This window comes from Periweissella cryptocerci (genome assembly GCF_004358325.1).
In the GTDB taxonomy this organism is placed as follows: domain Bacteria; phylum Bacillota; class Bacilli; order Lactobacillales; family Lactobacillaceae; genus Periweissella; species Periweissella cryptocerci.
In genome coordinates, this window is sequence record NZ_CP037940.1 from 1,334,498 (window position 1) to 1,355,111 (window position 20,614).

Here is a 20,614-nt window from a genome sequence, read left to right on the forward strand (position 1 = left end):
ACCAGTGAAATAACTCATTGAACTACGGCGCCAACGTTTAGCTCCAGATAGTTTTTTGCACGAACAAACGCTACATATCACTACAAGTTTGGCGATAATTCATTCCGGATTAGTAAAATCTTTTACCCACTATTACCACCGCCGCCATTTTTTTACATTCCATCCGCACTCGTTCGAGACACATTTTAAAATTAAGTTCATTTAGAAGAACTAATGTGACGTTTTCGCCAACCGACAAATAACGCAGTCACTATTTTTGAATAATGCACGCACAGAATTTTCTTATTCACTCGGTAAACTTAATATTGCGTTTATTACGATAACAGACAAGGAGTTCACCTAAATGAAGAAGGAAACGGAACAACATTATAAAATGTACAAAAGCGGGAAACAATGGGTCTACGCTGGTCTCGCCACGATTACCTTAGTTAGTGGTATGGGTGCAACCCCCGTTGTGCTAGCCGATTCAATTGTTGCCACTCAAACTGAAGCTACTGCTAAGGATGCTGAAGATGATAAAAAAACCGACGCTGATGAGCCAGTCGTTGCTGTACCAGATGCATTACCAACTGTCGACTTAACGCCAGCGCCTGTTCAAGCTGAAGCAAAGCCTACCGCAGAAGCAACCCCTGTAACACCTGAAAAAACAGTAACGAATGCTCCTGAGATTGATGCTACTAATAAAAAATCAAAAGACACAAATAAATCTGGTACGCCTAAAAATGACGTCGACACTGAAAAAAACGTATCTAAGTCTAAAGATACGCGTGCTGGTTATCAACTTACAGCCGCCGACTTTCGAGTTTCTGGCACGACAATCACCGGTTTTGCCGATTCCTTCTTAAACAATTCAGACAAATTTAATAATTGGGACGGAAATTTAATTTTCCCTGAAGGCTTAACCAATATTACTGACTTTAGTTATCTAGCATTCGGCCAAGATGGTGGTCGGCCAAATAACGGCTACAACAAAATCATCACCGTTGATTTTTCTAATTTAACCGGGTTAACCGCTATCGGTGCACCTAACTCTGGTAATTACGGTTCTGTATTCCTTGATTGTCCAAATCTAACAACTGTTAAATTAGCGAATTTACCATCATTAACCACCGTCGGACGATACGCTTTTGCATACTGCCCTAACTTAACCACCGTTGAATTTACCAACTTACCAGTATTGAATGATATTGCCCTATACGCATTCGTCAATGGTTTCTCACTTAACAACATTACGTTCAACAACGTACCTAATTTAACAACGATTGGGGAAAGTTCATTTGATAACTGTTGGGCATTAACATCAATTAATTTAAATGTTTTGCCTAGTTTGACAACCATTGGTGCAAATGCTTTTGCGAATAACTCATTAGCATCGCTTACCCTTCAAGGCTTGCAGAATTTAACAACTATTGCGCCACAAGCTTTTTCTAACGGTAACATGACAACGCTTAGCTTAATTGACTTACCTGCCTTAACAACTATTGGTTCCGGGGCTTTCAATGATAACTATTACGACCCCACATATACATTCGCTGAAAACGTACCAGCCCCTAAAAACAATATTTTCAACCAGCTCACAGTTGGCGGTCTCACTGCGCTCACGGCGAACGGAATTGATAAGGATGCCTTTTTACGTGTTTATAGTGGTGGTGTCATCGTGCCAAATGGTGGCGAAACCGACTTAGCGATGGCTAAAATATTTGTTTCTAAAATTAATAATGCCACGCAGAATTACTTCACGGATCGTACAAACGGTTACGTCGGCAAACCCGGTGGACCGGTTTGGTACATTCAAGCGGCCGTGCAATATAACTACGTTGACCGCCATGGTAAAGCAATCGCCAATCCGTATAACGATAACCGTCCTGGTGTCGTTCGTATCGGGGATGTCCTGAACAGTACCGATTCAAATATCCAGTACACCCAAGTTGGACCAGCATCTGTTAATGGTTATACGTTAGATCCAGATGCCACTACAAAAACTGGATTCGACGCTGACACGAACGTGATTAACCATCTCGATGCCAAACCAACAATCACTTATGTTTACGACAAGGACAACGCAGCCTCTGGTTCGGTCACTTATAAATATATCGACCAAGATGACAATGTTATCGAAGTTGATAGTAAAGGCAACCCAATCACGCCATTCACTGATACAGGATATGAAGGCGATGCTTATGATAAAAATGCCGCGGTTCCTGATATCGATGGCTATGGTAAGCCTGAATGGGTTTCCGGCGATGAAACTGGTTTAATTTCGGATGGCGACGTCACTATCGTTTACCGCTACCACGCAAAGGCCGCACCTTTCACGATTTACCGCGTTGATACTGATGATAATCCACTTGCTGACCCAGAAGTAGTTACGGATGCTTATGTCGATGACATCCTCGATTTAGGTCAGAAACAACGCACATTTAGCGGTTACACATTTATCGAACTTTACGGTAGTGCGCCCGTTATTTCAAAGGCGATGACGGATTTCACGTGGCAAAATGCCCATGATTTAATCGGTACCCAAATGACAATCAAAGCTAATGCTGGTCGCAACTACAAGTTCGTGTACGGCAAAGCTACGACACCAAATCCGGATACGGACACAAACACTAATACACCAAGTGGTACGACGCCAAGCAAGCCAAGCAGTACCACACCTGACAAAACACCTACAGCCACCACAAAGCCCAAGCCAGCAACACCTGACAAACTGCCAATCTCTGGTGGCGGGACTAGTGGAACAGGCACTGGTACTAGCAGTGGCAGTAACTCTGGTACAACTAGCGGTAACACCCACACCGGTACGACAACCACAACTAACGGAAACAATGTACAATCGGCAACAACTACCCCAGCTGGTACCTTGCCGAAGTCAGGTAGCATCGTTAACCGTTTACTACCCGCAATTGGCGCGGCAATTCTCGCTAGCTTAGTCGGACTGTTCGCCTTTGCTAAAAAACGTAAATCATAATAAGGAGCTCAACTGAATGAAGAAGGAAACGAAACAACACTATAAAATGTACAAAAGCGGCAAGCAATGGGTCTACGCTGGCCTTGCAACTATCACCCTAATCGGTGGTATGGGATCAACTCCCCTCGTCTTAGCTGATGAATTGGTTTCAGAAAAAACTGAAGCAACCTCTAAAAACGCCGACGCCGATGAGAAAGACGCTAAGGCTGACGATAAAGAAGCTGACGACACCGATAAAACAGATACTCCGGTTGTCGCAACCCCAGATCCATTGCCTGCAGTTGATTTAACTCCAGGTCCGGATGAAACTCCTGAAACTGCAGCTCCGGCTCCTGAAAAGAGCGCTGAAACTAGTAAAGTGAATTCTGAAAATTCAGATCCAAAAACTGAAAAAACGGATGCAAAAGCTGATAACAAAGATTCAAAAACCGATAATAAAGACGTTGCTGTTGTATCTGAAAAAAGCACAAAAAACAAGAACTCTCGTGCAGGTACAACCGCTTATTCATTCGGATTAGCTGATTTCACACTTGATGCTACTAGCACAATAATTAACGGATTAAGCACACAAGGAAAAAACAAAGTGACCGATACCAATTGGGATGGAAAATTAACTTTCTCAAGTGAATTATCAGGTATCACGACCTTTGCTTCTAATATGTTCGGTGGTTATAGTAACGCATATAACAATAATATCGTCTCCGTTGATTTTTCTGGGCTAACCGGCTTGATTACCATTCCAGCTTCAGCATTCTACTATTCTGAAAATTTAACAACAGTAACCATTTCTAATTTACAGAATTTAACTGCTATCGGAACAGCTACTGGTACCGGTGCCTTCTCAAGCTGCGGCTTATTGACCACTGTTAATTTGGTAAACTTACCCAATTTAACCGCTTTCCCCACTGATTTTTCATACACTAATTTAACCACGGTCAACGTTGACCGCTTACCTGGAGTAACCTCGATTCCAAGTGCCGCATTTCAAGCCTGTACTACACTTAAAAATATTAATATCAATGCATTAACCAATTTGCAATCAATTGGGGATAATGCCTTCAACGGTACCGCAATAACCGACGTTAATTTGAGCAACTTAACTCACTTAACCACTATCGGTATGCAAGCTTTTGCCAGTATTTCAGCTATGCAAACACTTTCTTTAGCTGATTTACCAGCATTAACTTCAATTGGTAGTTATGCATTCAATTTTGCCACTAATTTGAACAGTATAACTGTAGGTAATCTGAATTCCAGTTTAACAATTGGGGCATCTGCTTTTGGGTCTGCTAAAAAAGGTGGCGCTGTGGTGCCCGCTAATGGAGCTAGCGACTTAGCTTCAGCGATTACAATTAGAGATAATATCAATACAAATCCGAACTATAACATTCGCGCTAACGCTTGGTATATTCCAGCCCAAGTAACATATAATTTCATCGGACCAGATGGCCAGATTGCATCCCCTGTTACAAAAACTACCGGTGATGATGGTCTTCCAATTCGCGTGGGTGATGTTCGGAATGGTTCAGCAACTGCACCATATGTAAAATACACTGTTGCGAGTGCTGATTCACTTATCGGCTCACAAGCCAACTACACTAACCCAACCATCAAGGATGGTAGTGGTACTGGAACGATTAATGCACTTACTGCGGAAATCAATTACGAATATGACTGGGCGCAAGCGGCATCATTTTTAGTTAATTATGTAGATATTCACGGGAACCCAATTCCTGGGATTGAGCCACAGCTAATTAGCGGGACGGTTAATCAATTATTAGATATAGAACAGATACCATCCACTGATCCTCGGCTTGCAAACTACGACCAAAAAGCAATTCGGGTAAGCACTGACAACCGCGGTGTTTGGGCACCAATTGATGCAATCCCAGGGGATGGCTACACTTTAGGCGATAATGCGGGACACAATTATCAATTCGTATATGCCGAAAAGAGTACTGTAACTAAAATGTATATTGACGAAGCCGGTAACCACATTACACTTGCTGATGGGTTCGACCATACTACACTCACTGTCGATGATGGCGATACTTATGATTTTACTAATGATGATGTGCCCAATATTCCCGGTTATGGTGATGGTAAATTTGTCCAAATTGATGGTGGTTCACCTTTAGTTGGTGACGTTACTGAAGATGCAAAAATTGTGTACTATCAATACCAAACTGAAGCTAAGCCCGGCATGCTTTATCGGGTTGATACTGACGGTAATCCACTGGTGGATGCAAATAATAACACCATTGATCCCGAACAATTCGGTACTGGTACTGATGGCGATCATTACATCAGTGATAGCTTAACTTTAGCTGCGACGGTATTTGATGGGTACCGGTACAATAACGAAATCTGGTACACCGATGATGATCCAACTGATTCTAATGCAAATTGGCAACGTGATGAGACGGATGACCCATCTGATTTACCAACAACCCTTGGTGATAACAATGGGCGGAGCTACAAATTCGTTTATGCAGCAGCCACTTCTGTATCGCACAAGTATGTCGACCAATCTGGTAACGAAATCACCGTTGGCACCGATGGAACAGCCGTTGATCCATTCATAATTAATGGTTACGTCGGGGATTCTTATACTGCCCATGCCGCACCAACCATTGCTGGTTACGGTGATCCGACATTAAAATCTGGCGATGCTCAAGGTACGATGACTTCTGGCAATCAACAGGTCATTGTTTACGAATACCGGACAGACGCCGAACCAGTAACTATTTACCGTGTAGATACTGATGGTAATGATCTTGGTTCAGAAACTTTATCTGGGCACTACACTGATGAAGATTTAAGCTTAGTGCCTAAATCAATTGTCGGATATGACTTCACGAACCTCTTTGCTAGCGGTCTAACTGCGACTCGTGCCGTACCAGACCTCAACTGGCAAGCCGCGGATGCTTTAGCTAATACTAGCTTAAAATATGGTGATAATGCTGGTCGTAGTTACAAGTTTGTTTATACAAAAAAGGTAGCTACGTCAACTCCTGATAGCAATCAGCAAACGACTAAACCTAGCACAACAACACCAACGACTAAACCTGGCACAACAGCGCCAACGACTAAGCCTACAACCGGTCCTAAAACACCTAGTGCTTTACCTGTTTCGGGTGGTGGTACTAAAACACCTGGTACAACTGGTACAACTGGTACAACTGGTACAACTGGTACAACTGGTACAACTGGTACAACTGGTACCAACACTACGAATACTAATTACGTAAACAACCCAACTACAACTACGACACCAAGTGGTACATTACCAAAATCCGGTAGCATTGCTAACCGCTTGCTCCCAGCTATTGGAGCCACACTGCTCGCTAGTTTAATTGGATTACTCGCTTTCATTAAGCGTCGTAAATCGTAATTAAATATTACTATCAAAGAGAAGCGTGGCAATAAGCGTATTAAAACCTTGCATTAAGTGAGTTATATCCATCGTTTTAGCCTTTTGCCGCAGTTTAATAGGCCTGATTTCCACCTTATAACGGGTAGGAATCAGGCCTATTTTTTGCTAATTAGTTATTTTCTAACCACTTTTGCGTATTCCATTTTTCCTGCATATTTCACATAGCCTTTAACTTATTCTGTCACAATTTAATGATTTGTCTATTTAATCTACGTTATTCCACACATCCAAGAACACGTAAATCACAAATTCGATATTTTCTAATGTGCCTCACATAGTTCCTTCGTATTCAATCGGTACACTTAATATTGCAATTATTATAATAACGGACAAGGAGTTCAACTGAATGAAGAAAGAAACGAAACAACATTACAAAATGTACAAAAGTGGTAAACAATGGGTCTACGCTGGTCTTGCCACGGTAACTTTAATCAGTGGTATGGGCGCTACACCAATGGTTTTAGCAGATGAGTTAACCGCCGAAAAGACTGAAGCTGCGGCTAAAGACGCCAGTTCTGATGAAACGGATGCTAAGGTAAATGCCGATAAGGAAGAAGCCGGCGAAACAACTAGTGTGCTTAATGAAACACCTAAGCCACTACCCGATAGCAAATTAATCCTTGCTCCCGTTAAAACTGAAAAAGTCGAAAAAACGACGGCTGAATCAGAAGGTGATATTTCTAAAAAGGCCGAAACTGTAAAAACTAAAAACATCAAGCAGCTTCCAGTCAATGACGGTGTTACTCAAACGACCGTTAAAACTGAAAAAGCTAAAGATTCGCGCGCCGAATATGTACTTACAGCAGCCGATTTTGATGTTTCAATTGACGGAAAAACGATTAATGGATTCAAACAAACTTTCTTAGCAGGAACAAACTATGCAAATTGGAAAGGTGATTTAACGTTCCCGACTGGGTTAGAAAGCGTTACAAATATTGCTGTGGGTGCATTCGATGGTGATAATCCTGCCATCAATACCTCTTTAAATTCTGATGCAATAAACAAAATTAAAACTATTTCCGTTACTAATTTAACGGGATTAGTAACCATTAATGCAACTGCTTTTCAGCGTATCCCCAATTTGACAAGTGTTGCTCTCGCTAACTTACCAAATTTACAATTACTTGATACAACGGCTTTCGGTTACAACGATAAATTAACATCCGTCACTTTTAATAACTTACCTAGTCTTACTACCATTGGTTTATATGCATTTGTTAATGATAATACCAATGTACATGGTGGTATTCAAACCGTGACTTTTACTAATACCAACGCGTTAACTACCATTGGTGATCAGGCTTTTGACAACTGTTTTGCACTGAGCAGTATCAATTTGAATGATTTACCTGCATTGCAAACGATTGGTGTGGGTGCGTTTGCCAACTGTAAATCTATGACTGATATTAATTTGAATGGGTTGCAAAACTTAACAACTATTGGTGCATCGGCTTTCAGTGGTGGCGATACTTTAAAAACAGTTGAACTACTTAATCTACCAAAATTAACTACGATTGGTGCTTGGGCCTTCGATAATGCGCCATTGTTTAACAAACTTACAGTTGGTGGCCTTAATGCTACTGCACTTAGCGTTGACAACGATACCTTCGCTGGGCTCACTGGTGGTGGCCTTGTCGTACCGGCAAATGGTGAAACAGATTTAGCCGCCGCCAAAATGTTCGTGCCAAAAATTAACAGTGCTGCTAATAATAACTTCTACATTTATAACAATAGTGACACACCTGGTGGCAAGCGCGGTGTTTGGTACATCCAAGCCAAGGTAAAATACAATTTTGTCGATGATCACGGTACCACCATTCAAACATCGACAGAAGATGATACTGCCCGTATTGGTAATAAGTTAAATGGTGCTCTTTCAGCCTACCCTAACCAGAATAGTGTCTACACTGCAACTGGCGCACCAGCTATTACAGGGTACACTAATGTGCCCGCATCAACTTCACATGCTGGATTTGACGCCGTTACTGACATCATTAACCACCTCGATCCCGAACCTGCAATCACGTATGTCTACACGGAAGATGATGCTACAGGTTTCAACATTCAATGGGTCGATGCCAATGGTGCCCCACTGGATGATTTAACTGATTTTACTGGCAAATACTTTGACTCATTAAGTCTAAAGGATCAAAAGAAGGCCTTTAATGACTATACTTTTGTCAAGGTTCTTGGTAGTACTGCAGATGGCGGCTGGGAAGAAGTCGACATTAATACTGTTTTGACATATGGTGCCAATGACGGTCGCAATTATAAGTTCGAGTATGCTAAATCTGGTAGCGTAACTTACCATTATGTTGATGAAGACGGTAATCCAATTGCCGATGATAAGGTCATCAATGGTCCCGAGGGCGGTTCATACACGCCTGGTGCGCCCGGTTTTGATGGCTATGACAACCCAACCTTAGCACCTGGTAGCACTGACACCGGATTATTCACTGATGGTAATCAAGATGTTACCTACGTCTACCAAACTAAGGCGTCAATTATCATTTACCGTGTCGACACAGATGGTAACGAACTCGCGCCTGCGGAAACCGTTAGTGGTCATAACAAGGACATCCTTGATTTAGGTAAGGAAATGCAAACATTTGGCGGTTATGAATTCATCGAACTCTACCGTAGTGTAGTTGATGAGGCACCACGTGCAATGACCGATTTCACTTGGGAAAACGCCCACAATTCACTTGGTTTAAAGACAACCCTTAAAGACAACGGTGGTCATAATTACAAGTTCGTCTATGGCAAAAAAGCGGCGCCAGCAAACACTGGCACCACACCAACCACACCAGGGTTACCTGTCACTGGTGGCGACACTAAGCCAACTAAACCGAATAAACCTGATAAAAAACCCACTACACCTACAAAACCGGGCACCAAGACCCCTAATAAGTTGCCAGGTTCCGGTGGTAAAAGCGGTGGCGTTGGTACTAACACTGGTGGCACAACAACTACCACTAATGTAAGTCCAACAACGGCAACACCATCTAGCACGTTGCCAAAATCTGGTAGTATCGCTAACCGTTTGCTTCCAGCCATTGGTGCAACTCTGATTGCTAGTTTAATTGGTTTGTTCGCCTTCATTAAGCGTCACAAATCATAATTCGATTGCTAGTGATGGGAAACCCCACCACTTCACCTTATTTACAATCAAAAAGTTATTTATTCCAGCATGGAATTTCTCAGTTCTGTACTTTTTAAGTATCGACTTACTGAGGTTCTATTGTCAGTGTTTTTTCCATGCTACTAAGACCTGTAGTTGGTAACCGTTTTTTCTAGTTTGAAAATTATTACTAACTAACGGAGTGCCGGTAAATTACTTGGCGGGCGCAGCCTTTACACCGTGACTGGGGTGATATGTGTGTAACACATGTCGCCGCTGAGGATGAGATGAGGAGTCTAGGGAATTTATTCCCGTAGAGTTCCCAGCTTATCCGAATTGTTCAAGACCGCTCTTTGGCTTGAACATGTGCTTCCAGCGTGGTGCGCCAAGTAATTTACTGGCACGTAGTGGCCAATTTTACTCAATCCCACGTCAACCGGAATAGAGACTCAAAAAGCTGATTTGCATCTCTGCAAATCAGCTTTTTTTGGATTGTATTAATTATTTTTCTGGTACGCCACCGTCGAGTTTGCCAAGTTCATTAGCAACATTTGAGGCAGCAATTAATTCTTCCATTCCTAGTTCATGACCGGCATGGACGTCCACAGTTCGCAACGTCGCATCCGTCATCCGGAAATTATTCATCAATTGATCAAAATCTTCTTCCGTCACAATTGGATCGTGGAAGCCGTAGCTCATGATGAACCACTTGTCGCTCATTTGCACGGGGTGGTCAATCAATTCAATAGTCATTGGGTGTAAGAAAATACCACCTTGCCACGCTAAGTCTGGACGAGTTAAGAAAGCATGACTGGCGATGTTGGCGCCATTCGAGTAGCCAATCACAATTGCATCTTCGCGTGCACCATAATGTTTAAGCAACGCTTGGACTTGATCAACTAACCACGCGGTTTCTTCGTGGAGGCTTTCAAGATTAAATTCCCCCATGCCAAAACGTTCGAAGTATCGAGCATAACCACCTTCATCAACCCGACCACGAATTGAAAGGATAGGATTTTCATGACCAAAGAAGCGGCCAATTTCCATCAAGTCACGCTCATCACCACCAGTACCATGCAATAACACCAATGGTGGCAACAGCATATTTCCACGCACAAAAATGTGTTGCTCTGTCAAATTATCCATAATTAGAACCCTGAACCCTTTGTATCCTCACCAGTATTGAATGGTTCCAAGTTTGATTCGATTTGGGCGCGGAAGTTTTCCAAGAATGGTGGCAATTCCAAGTGAATACCGGCTTCATCGTATGTTTCGTCTTGTAAGAATCCAGGACCATTCGTCGCAATTTCAAACAAAATTCCTGGCGTTGGGTGGAAGTATTCTGACTTGAAGTAGAACCGATCCACAAAACCAGAATCTTGGAAGCCAAGCTTACGTAACTTGTTAATCCAGAACAGTAAAGCTTCTTGGTCATCAACTGAGAATGCCAAGTGGTGTGGGCCACCAAAACCTTGGACACCACGTGGAATATCATTGCGGAAACGGGTAATAACTTGACCACCATGGCCAGCATCGCCTTCTGCTTGGTATAACGTGTCATCACCTTCACGGGCGATTTCTTGTAAACCCATTACTTGCGTCAAAACGGTGTGCAAGTTGTACTTATTATCAATTGTTAACAACGCTGGTCCTAACCCGCGAATCGCAAATTCAGGCTCAACCGTTGAGTTACGCCATGGTTCACCTTCAACCCGACCGTTATCATTTTCATCGGAAATCAAAGCATACCGTTGCCCGTCAAAATCACGGAATTGGAGCAATTTTGAACCGAATTCTTCAATATAGTCGCCATCGTATTCAACGCCATTGGCATCAAAGCGGGTCTTCCAGTAATCAAAAGCCGCATCGTTAGGAATCCGGAAAGTTGTCCGGGTAATTTCGTCCGTTCCGTATTGTGCTTTTTGAATTCCAGGGAAGTCAAAGAAGGTAATATCAGTACCGGCTGAACCCATATCGTCCGTAAAGTACAAGTGATATGTATGAACATCATCTTGGTTAACGGTTTTCTTAATTAAGTGCAATCCTAAGATACCTGACATGAAGTCAAAAATCTTTGGTGAACTTGATGTAATCGTTGTTAAGTGGTGTAAGCCACGAATTGTGTTAGCCATTATCTTCTTACCCCGTTTTGATAGTATGTTTTATCTGTATCGTTGAGAATAATATAACACATTCGCTTACGTTTTGTAAGTATTTATGCACGTTAATCCAGTTCCTTACCAAAAAAGTAGCCCGCCTTCTCCTTATCACAAGGTAGAAAGCGGGCTACTTCTGAAAAATATCAATTACAAATCAAAATTATTATTTAGCTAATTCTTCCCAATCACGACCCCAGATGAATCCCATGGCCTTTTCACCAGTGTGAACACCGACAAGTGGTCCGATGATACTACGTTCAAATTTAACATTAGGCCATAGGTTTTGTCCTTCTTCGAGCCACTTTTCAGCAACTGCATCATTGTTAGCATCAACAATTGATACGCGGATTGGATAGTCAGCTGTCGCAACTACTTCGCCGAATTTCTTTTGGATGTTCAACCATGCCCGCTTCATTTGACGTTCCTTACCAATGGCGATAATTTTCTTGTTTTCAAATGTTAACATTGGCTTGATGTTCAATAATGAACCAATCAAAGCCGTACCGCCAGAGACACGACCGGTGCGTTGTAAGTGGCTGATATCATCAACAACAAACAATACTTTCGTCGTTACACGGAGCTTTTCCAAAGTCGCCCAAATCTCGTCGATGTCCTTACCTTGTTGAACTAAGGCTGCTGCCAAGCGAACTTGGTTCCCAGCACCAGAACATGCAATTTCTGAATCCCACACGCGCACGTCTAAGCCTTCAACTGAAGGAGCGTAACCGCGCATTGAGTCAACGAAACCAGAAATCCCACTTGAAAGACCAACTACAATCGCAGTATCGTAGCCTTCTTCAATCAATTGATCAAACACTACTTGGATTTGGCCGATTGAAACTTGTGAAGTCGTTGGTTGCACACTTGAAGCTGCCATTTCGGCATAAAAATCGGCATTAGTTGCCCAATCTTCATTTTCGTACTTAACCGTGTCGCCGAATAAAACCGGGTCATTTACAACACGAATGTCGTATTTTGCTTGATCTTCTTTGGTCAGATACGCTGAACTATCTGAAATAACTGCAATCTTTGTCATTTTATATACGCCCTTTACTAATATTAATACTGCCAATTATACCTGATTACCAAGCCATATGCCTAGTGCACTAGCCAATAAACCGATAATTATACTTAAACCAACGTAAATTAGTTCTCGTAAACGTCTTTTTTCACCTAATTGAACTGCTTCATTCATGAATGTTGAAAATGTTGTATACCCACCCAAGATACCGGTACCAAGGATAGTATACACGCCCTTAGTTGGCGCTAAACTAAATAATAGCCCCAGCAAAAACGCCCCCGTGATGTTAATAAAAAATGTTGCTACCGGAAATTCAGTTTTAAACAGTTTATTACCCAGTTGCGTCACCCAAAATCGGATTAACGCCCCAATGCTCGCACCTAAACCCGCAAATAATATACTCATGCGTGCATACCTACTCTCATCCCCAAACGTGCAAACATCAGGCCACCCATGACACTAATTATCAAATACGTTAAAGCAAAACTCAGGTGACCAACCGTCACAAGGTGATTAAAATCTAACATAAAAGTTGAAAAGGTCGTAAACGCACCAATCACTCCTGTAGTCAGTCCTGTCGCAACAGCCGTTGGCATCGCCCATTTTTTCGCAATCATAAAGTTAAGGTAGCCCAAGAAAAAGGCGCCAATCAAATTGATGATTAACGTTGCTACGGGAAACTGTTGGACACTAATGATTAATTCAATTGCTTCACGGAGTGCCCCACCAATAAAGCCGCCGATGAGAACTGCCAAACTTTTTTGTAGCATTATGATCTCTTTTCTTCCATATCTTGCATAAACATCATATCTTCTATTATACAAAAAATAAGTGTTTTTTAAACCATTCCTGTTTATTAATTCGATTTTGCTGTATAAATGAATTCCACATTAAATCTAAAATATCCTTAATCGCTTATGAAAACAGGTGGCATACAAACACTCTATCTAGCTAACGAAGTGAAATTTTTGAGTTGGCGTTTACCGCACACCGTGGGGTTAATAATTTTAACGGAGTTTAAATTATTAGTTTTGTCGAGATTGGCTAACTCCGCAAAATAAGTGAGACTCATAGAACTCGTCGATGATATACACTTCGCACATACCAATCGCCATGCATGAGGCTCCGACTATCAAATGATTAAAAACCCCGTTAAGTCAGACGATTACCCTGTAAAACTTGCCATGTAATCACGAAAACCCACCGTATCAATTATTATATTGAATACCAAGTTATTTTGATTTCACAAACCAACGGAGTGCCTAAGGAATTCGCTTGGTGGGCGGAGCCTTTACACTGTAATGGGCAGTGATTTATCACTGCGCTCAAGGGAAATGAGGAGAGTTAGCGCTTTAGCGGTTACTACTCTCCCAGTTCACGCCGACTTTCTAAGACTACAGGCTTAGAAAGCTTGGCTGCCATTTCAGTGCACCAAGCGAATTCCGTGGCACGTAGTGGCCTCCCTCAACCAACTAGACTAACTTTTCAAAATAAAATGTTTGACACACCCGAATTATATTTGCTATAGTATTGGCAACGTAAAGACATGAACAAACACAGGAGTATTATCAAATGAAGAATTCAATCAATCAATTGAATATTTGGTGGCGTCGGTAATTCAGGTTGCATTTAACAGATGTAACTTGATCATTCAGATCATTTTGCATCTGTGCCGACAAACTTTTGTGTATTTGAAAGTCTGCATGGATAGCTTAAACAACTATCATGTAGGCTTTTTCTATTTCGCGAGTGGATAAAGCTGACTGATAGTTGGCTTTGTCCACTTTTTTTATATAAATTTATTGAAATTATTGAAGGAGCAATTTTATGAAACGACTAATATCTGTAATTGTATTAATCTTTGCTTTACTCGGAGCTGCCCTAGTCATGGACACCCAAAAGCAAAAGGTTGCGAAGATTCCAACGGTCGGGGTTTTACAATTTATGACGCACCCCGCCCTTGATGCTATTAATAAGGGGATCGACGACTCGCTGAAAGCCCACGGCTACATCAATGGTAAGAACATCCACATTGATTTCCAAAACGCGCAAGGTGATCAAAGTAACTTAAAGACCATGGCAACTAAGTTTGATAACGAAAATGCTGATATTTCAGTCGGGATTGCCACCCCGGCTGCCCAAGCATTAGTGAACACGATGCCTGATAAGAAAGTTGTTTTCTCAGCCTCAACTAATCCCCTCGGTGCCCAACTCGTAACGAACTTGAAGCACCCTGGTGGCAATGTCACTGGTGTTTCTGATCAAGCTCCTCTCGCCGACCAACTTAAATTAATCCAACAAATCATGCCTAACATGAAAACTTTAGGGGTTATCTACACTTCATCTGATGATTCCGCTACAACTGAAGGTAAAAAAATGATTACTTTGGCTAAGGCGGCTGGTTTGAAAGTTAAGGTCTACACGATTGCGCAAACCAACGACTTGGCGCAAGTTTCGCAAACAATGGTTAACAACCACAACGTGGATGCCGTCTTCGTGCCAACTGACAACACTATCGCTAGTGCGTTACCTGTCTTGATTCAAAATGCGAACGCCGCCAAGGTTCCCGTATTCCCAACAGTTAACACCATGGTTGAACAAGGTGGAGTCGCTGCTGAATCAATCAACCAATACCAAATCGGTCGCACAACTGGTAACATGATTGTCAAAATTTTGAAGGGGCAAAAGCCTGGCAACACCCCGGTCGAATTTATGCGTCACGGTGACTTGGTCATCAATCAAAAACAAGCTAAATTGCTCGGAATTAAAATTCCTCAATCACTCATCGAAGCTGCAAGCAAAGTCAAAGGAGGACTTATCAAATGAATTTAATCGTATCTGCAGTTGGGCAAGGCCTCCTCTGGGCTGTCCTTGGTCTCGGCTTATTCTTAACTTTCCGGATTTTAAACTTCGCGGACATGTCTGTTGAAGGTACGTTCCCACTTGGCGCAGCGACTGCGGTTGCATTACTCCACAGTGGCGTAAATCCTTACTTAGCAATGTTGGCAGCGTTTGGTGCTGGTGCCGTAGCTGGTCTTGTAACCGGCTTGCTCTACACCAAGGGTAATATTCCGATTTTATTAGCCGGGATTTTGACGATGACTGCCACTTTCTCAATCAATTTGCGTATCATGAACGGTTCAAACCTTTCATTACTTAACAAGCACACGATTTTAAACAGCCACTTCATGAACAGTTTGCCACCATACTTCAACGGGGTTTTAGTTGGGTTAATTATTATTACCATCATCACCCTGTTGACGATGTACTTCTTACAAACCGAATACGGGCAAGCCTTCATCGCCACTGGTGACAACCCCGATATGGCGCGTTCATTTGGGATTAACACTGATGGCATGACAATTATGGGCTTGATGCTTTCAAACGGCTTGATTGCCTTTGGTGGTGCTTTAATCGCCCAAAACAACGGGTATGCCGATGTTAACATGGGTATCGGTATCATCGTTATCGCCTTAGCTTCAATCATTATTGGTGAAGTTGCGTTCGGTGAATTGACGATGAATCAACGTTTAATCGCGATTGTGGTTGGCTCAATTTTGTACCGCTTCGTCCTCTTAATCGTAATGCAACTCGGCTTTGCCGCGAATGACTTGAACTTGTTGTCAGCCGTTGTCCTCGCCCTTGCATTATTAACTCCAAAATTCCGTAAAATTTTCGGCTTTACCAAAGTAATGAAAGGCTCGGTGAAAACTCATGACTAAAACGATGCTTGAAATTAAAAATTTAGCAACTTACGTCCAAAAAGGGACACCGGACCAAACACAAATCCTTAAGGGCATTAATTTAACCATTGATGATGGTGACTTTATCACGGTTCTTGGTTCTAATGGGGCCGGTAAATCAACGTTATTCAATGTCATTGCTGGTAATTTAGCAGCCGATGAGGGCCAAGTGTTGGTCGGTGACACTGATATCACCCACTATAGCGAAACTAAGCGCACCAAGTATATGAGTCGGGTCTTCCAAGATCCTAAGCTTGGCACCGCGCCACGGATGACCGTTGCTGAAAACTTATTACTAGCCGAAAAACGCGGTCAACACCGGACATTGAAGTCTCGCAATTTGAACCAACATATGGAAAAATACCGAGCTTTGACGGCAACAATGGGTAACGGCCTCGATAGCCGTTTGAACACCCCTGCTGGCGAACTATCTGGGGGCCAACGCCAAGCTTTGAGTTTCTTGATGGCAACACTCCGCCGCCCTGATTTACTCTTGTTAGATGAACACACAGCCGCTTTAGATCCTAAGACAAGTGAACAATTGATGCACGTGACCAATCAACGCATTAGCGAAGATAAGTTAACCGCCCTCATGATTACTCACCACTTGGAAGACGCCTTAACTTACGGTAATCGCTTGATTGCACTCCACGACGGTCAAATCACGTTAGATGTCCGCGGTGCCGAAAAAGACAAGTTAACGAAAGCTGACCTGTTGCAATATTTCGAAGCTTACTAAACTTAATATCTAGCAAAAAAAAAGCTGCCAAAATCTCGAACAGATTTTGGCAGCTTTTTAATTTGTAGTTAAAATATGAAATTCAAATTTTGCCAAACATCCACAAAATCTGCTGAATCCATCACATCGACTTTCTCTACTTGGCGTTTTTGATAATCAAAGGTATGCATCTGGAGTGGATTCACATAGCCATCCACATGCTCACTATGCACCTTGACTAGTAAGCCTGACTGCAACATTGCGTTATTAGCTACATGGGTAATCGGACATACGGCAATCAGGCCGGTATATTCGTTGTATTTGTTATTACTAACTACCACTGCCGGACGCCTTTTTTGAATTTCTTTGCCGACTGATGGATCAAAATTCAGTATCACGATATCTTGCTTATGCGGAATATATTCATTCATTACGTTCCAAACCAACTTCACCAACCCCTTCAAATTCTTCGGTTTGTTTCAAATCTAGTGTTGCCATCAACTCAGCATCATTGAATGGATTGTTTTTAATTGGCGTATAGACAATTTTGCCATCTTCACCAGCATAGACCAAAAACTCCGTCACATTCGCTGGTAAAATACTCTGTGGCACAGTTAAAACTGATGAATTGCCTACTTTGCGAATTTTTACGCTTGTCATTGTCATTATTGTCGCCTCCGTTCGTATATACTTGAGCTTGTTATTGTCAATTATTCCCCCTCACTTAATAATATACGTAAAAAGTGGGCTGTATTTTTTATTTAACTGCACAAAAAATGCCGCTCAGGGAAGAGCGACATCCAAAAGGAGTATAGGGAGGGAATTCTAGGAATTTAGGGAATTCCTAGAAAACGCGAATTACTCGGGAAAGTAATTCTTATATATTAGGGATTGATATAAGTATCACATTTAGGTGTGAAAATATTGTGAATACTATGCGTTTAAAGTTTGATACTTTTTCAAGATTGCATAAATTCGCGCAAAATCCTTCGGTGTACCACGTAATTCGTAGTCCGCAATCACTTCTGAGCCAGTTGCTTGCGCATAACGGCGCGCCGTCAGAATATATTGTTCATTAAAATTTCGGTTACCTGAACCCACGACGCCCAAAACATGGCGTCCATTTTCGTTATATGTGATATATTCGCCCAGTGCGTTGGTCATTAACTCCTTCACACCGTTATCAACACCATTTCCACCATCAAGGTAAGTTGGCACAAAAACAAAGTAGTCTTGCGTTTCGTCTGCAAAATCAGTTAAGTCTGAGATTTCAACACTATCAATCAACGGATTTTCAGCATTCTCAGCATTTTGTTCCTTAGCATATTCAGTAATATGGTTAATAAAACTCCGGGTATTCCCTGAAATTGAATTAAATAAGATACGAATTGGTTGCATGTGAGATCCCCTTGTTCTTTTTTCATTTTAAAATCATGGCTTCATTATACAGTATAATTTCACAATTATGCGGTATCATTATAGTATTCAAAAAATGAAAGTTGAGGCAGACCGATGGAACAGCATTTAATCTTTATCGACATTGATGGTACCCTAATCCGTAACAACCATTCCGTAGCGCCAATTACCAAACAAGTTATTGAGGAGTTGCAAGCAGCTGGTCATATCGTCTATATTGCGACTGGTCGCATGCGTTTATTAGCCGAAGGTGTGCGTAATAAGGTTAATCAAGATGTGAAATTGATTAATTCAAACGGCGCGATGTATGATCTTGGTGATGACGTCAAAAAAATTCATCTTGGCCAACCCGCCATTGATAAAGTATTAGACATTGCCACGACTCATGACACACCAGTCCGATTTTTCTCCGATAGTAAGGTCGTCCACAATGTTGGTGATGGTAAAGAACTATCAATTATTAGTTTCTTCGCGCGTGAATTACCACCTAACTCGATTACCCATTTCAATGATCGTGCCGAAATCACTGCCATTTACCCAGAAATTATTAACGGTATTATTGCTGGCGGTCAACCAGGCGCCGTTGATAATGCTCGCGCAGCGTTAGAAGCATCCCCACTGCTCGATGTATCATCATCAGCACCCGGTAACATCGAACTCCTCCCTAAAGGCATTAGCAAAGCTTCAGCGGTTCAAGCCGTTCAAGCCTTCTACAGCATTGATGCCGCTCACACGCTAGTCTTTGGTAATGGTGAAAACGACATGCCAATGATGGAAGTCGCTGATATCAGCGTCGCCATGGCTAATTCACCTCAAGAAGTCATCGACCACGCTAAATTCGTAACTAATACGAACGAAGATGACGGCGTGGCTAAGTATTTGATTAAGTACTTTGATCTCAAGCACTAACTCGCATTCAAATATGCACTAAAAAAGCTGGGTAATTGCCCGGCTTTTTTGATTTGTAATTTTTAGTAGATTCAACTTAATTCGTTGAGGCCGATGTTTTAAAGAAGGAATTCTTTTGTAACTGCGACACATCAACGTTTTTATCTAACACATCAAGCCGCTGTAAATCTTCACCAACCGTGGTAAAAGCTTTTTGTGCCCCGGTATATGAAGGTTTGTAATGATAACCCATTTGCATATCCTTATTCATCTGTTTGTCGCCATCAACGTAGTGGTGACTTTCTTGAATATCCACAGCTTCCTCTGGGTGCTTAGCAATCCACGCCGAAGCTTTTTGTAATGCTTGTGTGTATTTGGCAGCAACGGATGGGTGATTTTTCGCTAAACCATCGGAAACGTAGGCCACACAGCAATACTCATCTTTGAACTTAGGATCAGTCGCTGATGAACTCAAGGTAACCAAGTTATACTTCGATTTATCAATTTCAGTATCAGGGTCACCCAAAGCAATCGCTGAAACTTGGCCTTTTTCCAAAACAATTGGCAATTCGGAACCGTCGTAAGCGGCAAATTGAACTTTCGCATGATCTGCTGAAACATCCACGCCGTAATCACCTAAATAACGTTTTGCATAAGTCGCAGCAGAACCAGCAATGTCACTGACACCAATTTTTTTACCAACCAAATCCTGCGCTGTTTTGATACCAGAATTTTTCTTTACCAAAATCTGCAGACAGCCACTGTGCAATCCAGTTGTTATTTTGACCTTTGCTCCATTAGCCAGCGGCTGAATTAAACTGCCTAGCAATGAATTAGAGGCGTCAATTTTACCGGCATTCACCCCTTCAAAATTCGTTGTGTCGGAACCTAGCTTGACGACCTTCACTTTCAAACCAGCATGTTTGAAGTAACCTTTTTCAACCGCAAGTTGTTGCGGTGCGCCACATAAATCGTTATTTTCTGCAATTTTCAAAACAAAATTCTTGTCAGAACTACTATCAACCGTCGTTTTGTGTCCACCAACCGTGATAAACACCCCAGCAATAAGTACCGCAACTATTGCGACAACACCTGTATAAATATATTTTCGTTTCATCCTTTTCCCCCAATTCCATTAATC

The 20,614-nt window shown here is 42.0% G+C and carries 16 protein-coding genes; 7 read left to right on the forward strand and 9 right to left on the reverse strand.

Annotation, left to right across the window (positions count from 1 at the left end; all coding sequences use genetic code 11):
• Positions 1–343 precede the first annotated feature (343 nt).
• From EQG49_RS13675 to EQG49_RS06160, 3 genes are all read left to right on the forward strand, one after another.
• Positions 344–2,971 (forward strand): leucine-rich repeat protein, encoded by a 2,628-nt coding sequence (locus tag EQG49_RS13675; RefSeq protein WP_165964801.1) that lies wholly within the window; start codon positions 344–346, stop codon positions 2,969–2,971.
• A 16-nt stretch (positions 2,972–2,987) separates the two neighbouring features.
• On the forward strand, positions 2,988–6,365 hold the full coding sequence (locus tag EQG49_RS06155; protein ID WP_133363147.1) for a leucine-rich repeat protein: 3,378 nt from the start codon (positions 2,988–2,990) through the stop codon (positions 6,363–6,365).
• 388 nt (positions 6,366–6,753) lie between these two features.
• Positions 6,754–9,528: a leucine-rich repeat protein gene (locus EQG49_RS06160; RefSeq protein ID WP_133363148.1), complete on the forward strand. Its 2,775-nt coding sequence runs from the start codon at positions 6,754–6,756 to the stop codon at positions 9,526–9,528.
• A 501-nt stretch (positions 9,529–10,029) separates the two neighbouring features.
• Here EQG49_RS06160 and EQG49_RS06165 read toward each other — a convergent pair.
• The 5 genes from EQG49_RS06165 to EQG49_RS06185 form a co-directional block, all read right to left on the reverse strand.
• A complete protein-coding gene (locus EQG49_RS06165) occupies positions 10,030–10,674 on the reverse strand; it encodes an alpha/beta hydrolase (protein ID WP_133363149.1) in 645 nt (214 codons plus the stop codon).
• Positions 10,675–10,676: 2 nt separating this feature from the next.
• Entirely contained in the window at positions 10,677–11,660 is a 984-nt protein-coding gene (locus EQG49_RS06170; RefSeq protein ID WP_133363150.1) for a ring-cleaving dioxygenase, read from the reverse strand.
• Positions 11,661–11,850: 190 nt separating this feature from the next.
• On the reverse strand, positions 11,851–12,723 hold the full coding sequence (locus EQG49_RS06175) for a DegV family protein (RefSeq protein WP_133363151.1): 873 nt from the start codon (positions 12,721–12,723) through the stop codon (positions 11,851–11,853).
• 36 nt (positions 12,724–12,759) lie between these two features.
• Positions 12,760–13,113, reverse strand: coding sequence for a fluoride efflux transporter FluC (locus EQG49_RS06180; RefSeq protein ID WP_133363152.1), 354 nt, complete (start codon positions 13,111–13,113; stop codon positions 12,760–12,762).
• Positions 13,110–13,478, reverse strand: coding sequence for a fluoride efflux transporter FluC (locus EQG49_RS06185; protein WP_133363153.1), 369 nt, complete (start codon positions 13,476–13,478; stop codon positions 13,110–13,112). Before EQG49_RS06185 ends, EQG49_RS06180 begins: the two co-directional genes overlap by 4 nt.
• A gap of 1,057 nt (positions 13,479–14,535) precedes the next feature.
• Here EQG49_RS06185 and trpX point away from each other — a divergent pair.
• Genes trpX through EQG49_RS06200 form a run of 3 tightly spaced genes read left to right on the forward strand, consistent with a single transcriptional unit; the run spans position 14,536 to position 17,190 of the window.
• Positions 14,536–15,534, forward strand: coding sequence for a tryptophan ABC transporter substrate-binding protein (gene trpX / locus EQG49_RS06190; RefSeq protein WP_133363154.1), 999 nt, complete (start codon positions 14,536–14,538; stop codon positions 15,532–15,534).
• Positions 15,531–16,430, forward strand: a complete 900-nt coding sequence (locus tag EQG49_RS06195) for an ABC transporter permease (RefSeq protein WP_133363155.1) — start codon at positions 15,531–15,533, stop codon at positions 16,428–16,430. The genes trpX and EQG49_RS06195 overlap by 4 nt, the downstream gene beginning before the upstream one ends.
• Positions 16,423–17,190, forward strand: coding sequence for an ABC transporter ATP-binding protein (locus tag EQG49_RS06200; protein WP_133363156.1), 768 nt, complete (start codon positions 16,423–16,425; stop codon positions 17,188–17,190). Before EQG49_RS06195 ends, EQG49_RS06200 begins: the two co-directional genes overlap by 8 nt.
• Before the next feature lie 68 nt (positions 17,191–17,258).
• Here the strand turns inward: EQG49_RS06200 and EQG49_RS06205 are convergent, their stop codons facing one another.
• The 3 genes from EQG49_RS06205 to nrdI form a co-directional block, all read right to left on the reverse strand.
• Entirely contained in the window at positions 17,259–17,600 is a 342-nt protein-coding gene (locus EQG49_RS06205) for a type II toxin-antitoxin system PemK/MazF family toxin (protein ID WP_133363157.1), read from the reverse strand.
• Positions 17,593–17,835: a type II toxin-antitoxin system PemI/MazE family antitoxin gene (gene mazE, locus EQG49_RS06210; protein WP_243115760.1), complete on the reverse strand. Its 243-nt coding sequence runs from the start codon at positions 17,833–17,835 to the stop codon at positions 17,593–17,595. Before mazE ends, EQG49_RS06205 begins: the two co-directional genes overlap by 8 nt.
• A gap of 267 nt (positions 17,836–18,102) precedes the next feature.
• On the reverse strand, positions 18,103–18,567 hold the full coding sequence (gene nrdI, locus EQG49_RS06215) for a class Ib ribonucleoside-diphosphate reductase assembly flavoprotein NrdI (RefSeq protein WP_133363158.1): 465 nt from the start codon (positions 18,565–18,567) through the stop codon (positions 18,103–18,105).
• Between the two features lie 114 nt (positions 18,568–18,681).
• Here nrdI and EQG49_RS06220 point away from each other — a divergent pair, with 114 nt between their 5' ends.
• Positions 18,682–19,494 carry an HAD family hydrolase gene (locus EQG49_RS06220; protein WP_133363159.1) on the forward strand — a complete coding sequence of 271 codons (813 nt, stop codon included), beginning with the start codon at positions 18,682–18,684 and terminating at the stop codon, positions 19,492–19,494.
• A 76-nt stretch (positions 19,495–19,570) separates the two neighbouring features.
• On the opposite strand, the gene EQG49_RS06225 is transcribed toward EQG49_RS06220, so the two are convergent.
• Positions 19,571–20,590, reverse strand: a complete 1,020-nt coding sequence (locus EQG49_RS06225; protein WP_133363160.1) for an ABC transporter substrate-binding protein — start codon at positions 20,588–20,590, stop codon at positions 19,571–19,573.
• Positions 20,591–20,614: the final 24 nt, after the last annotated feature.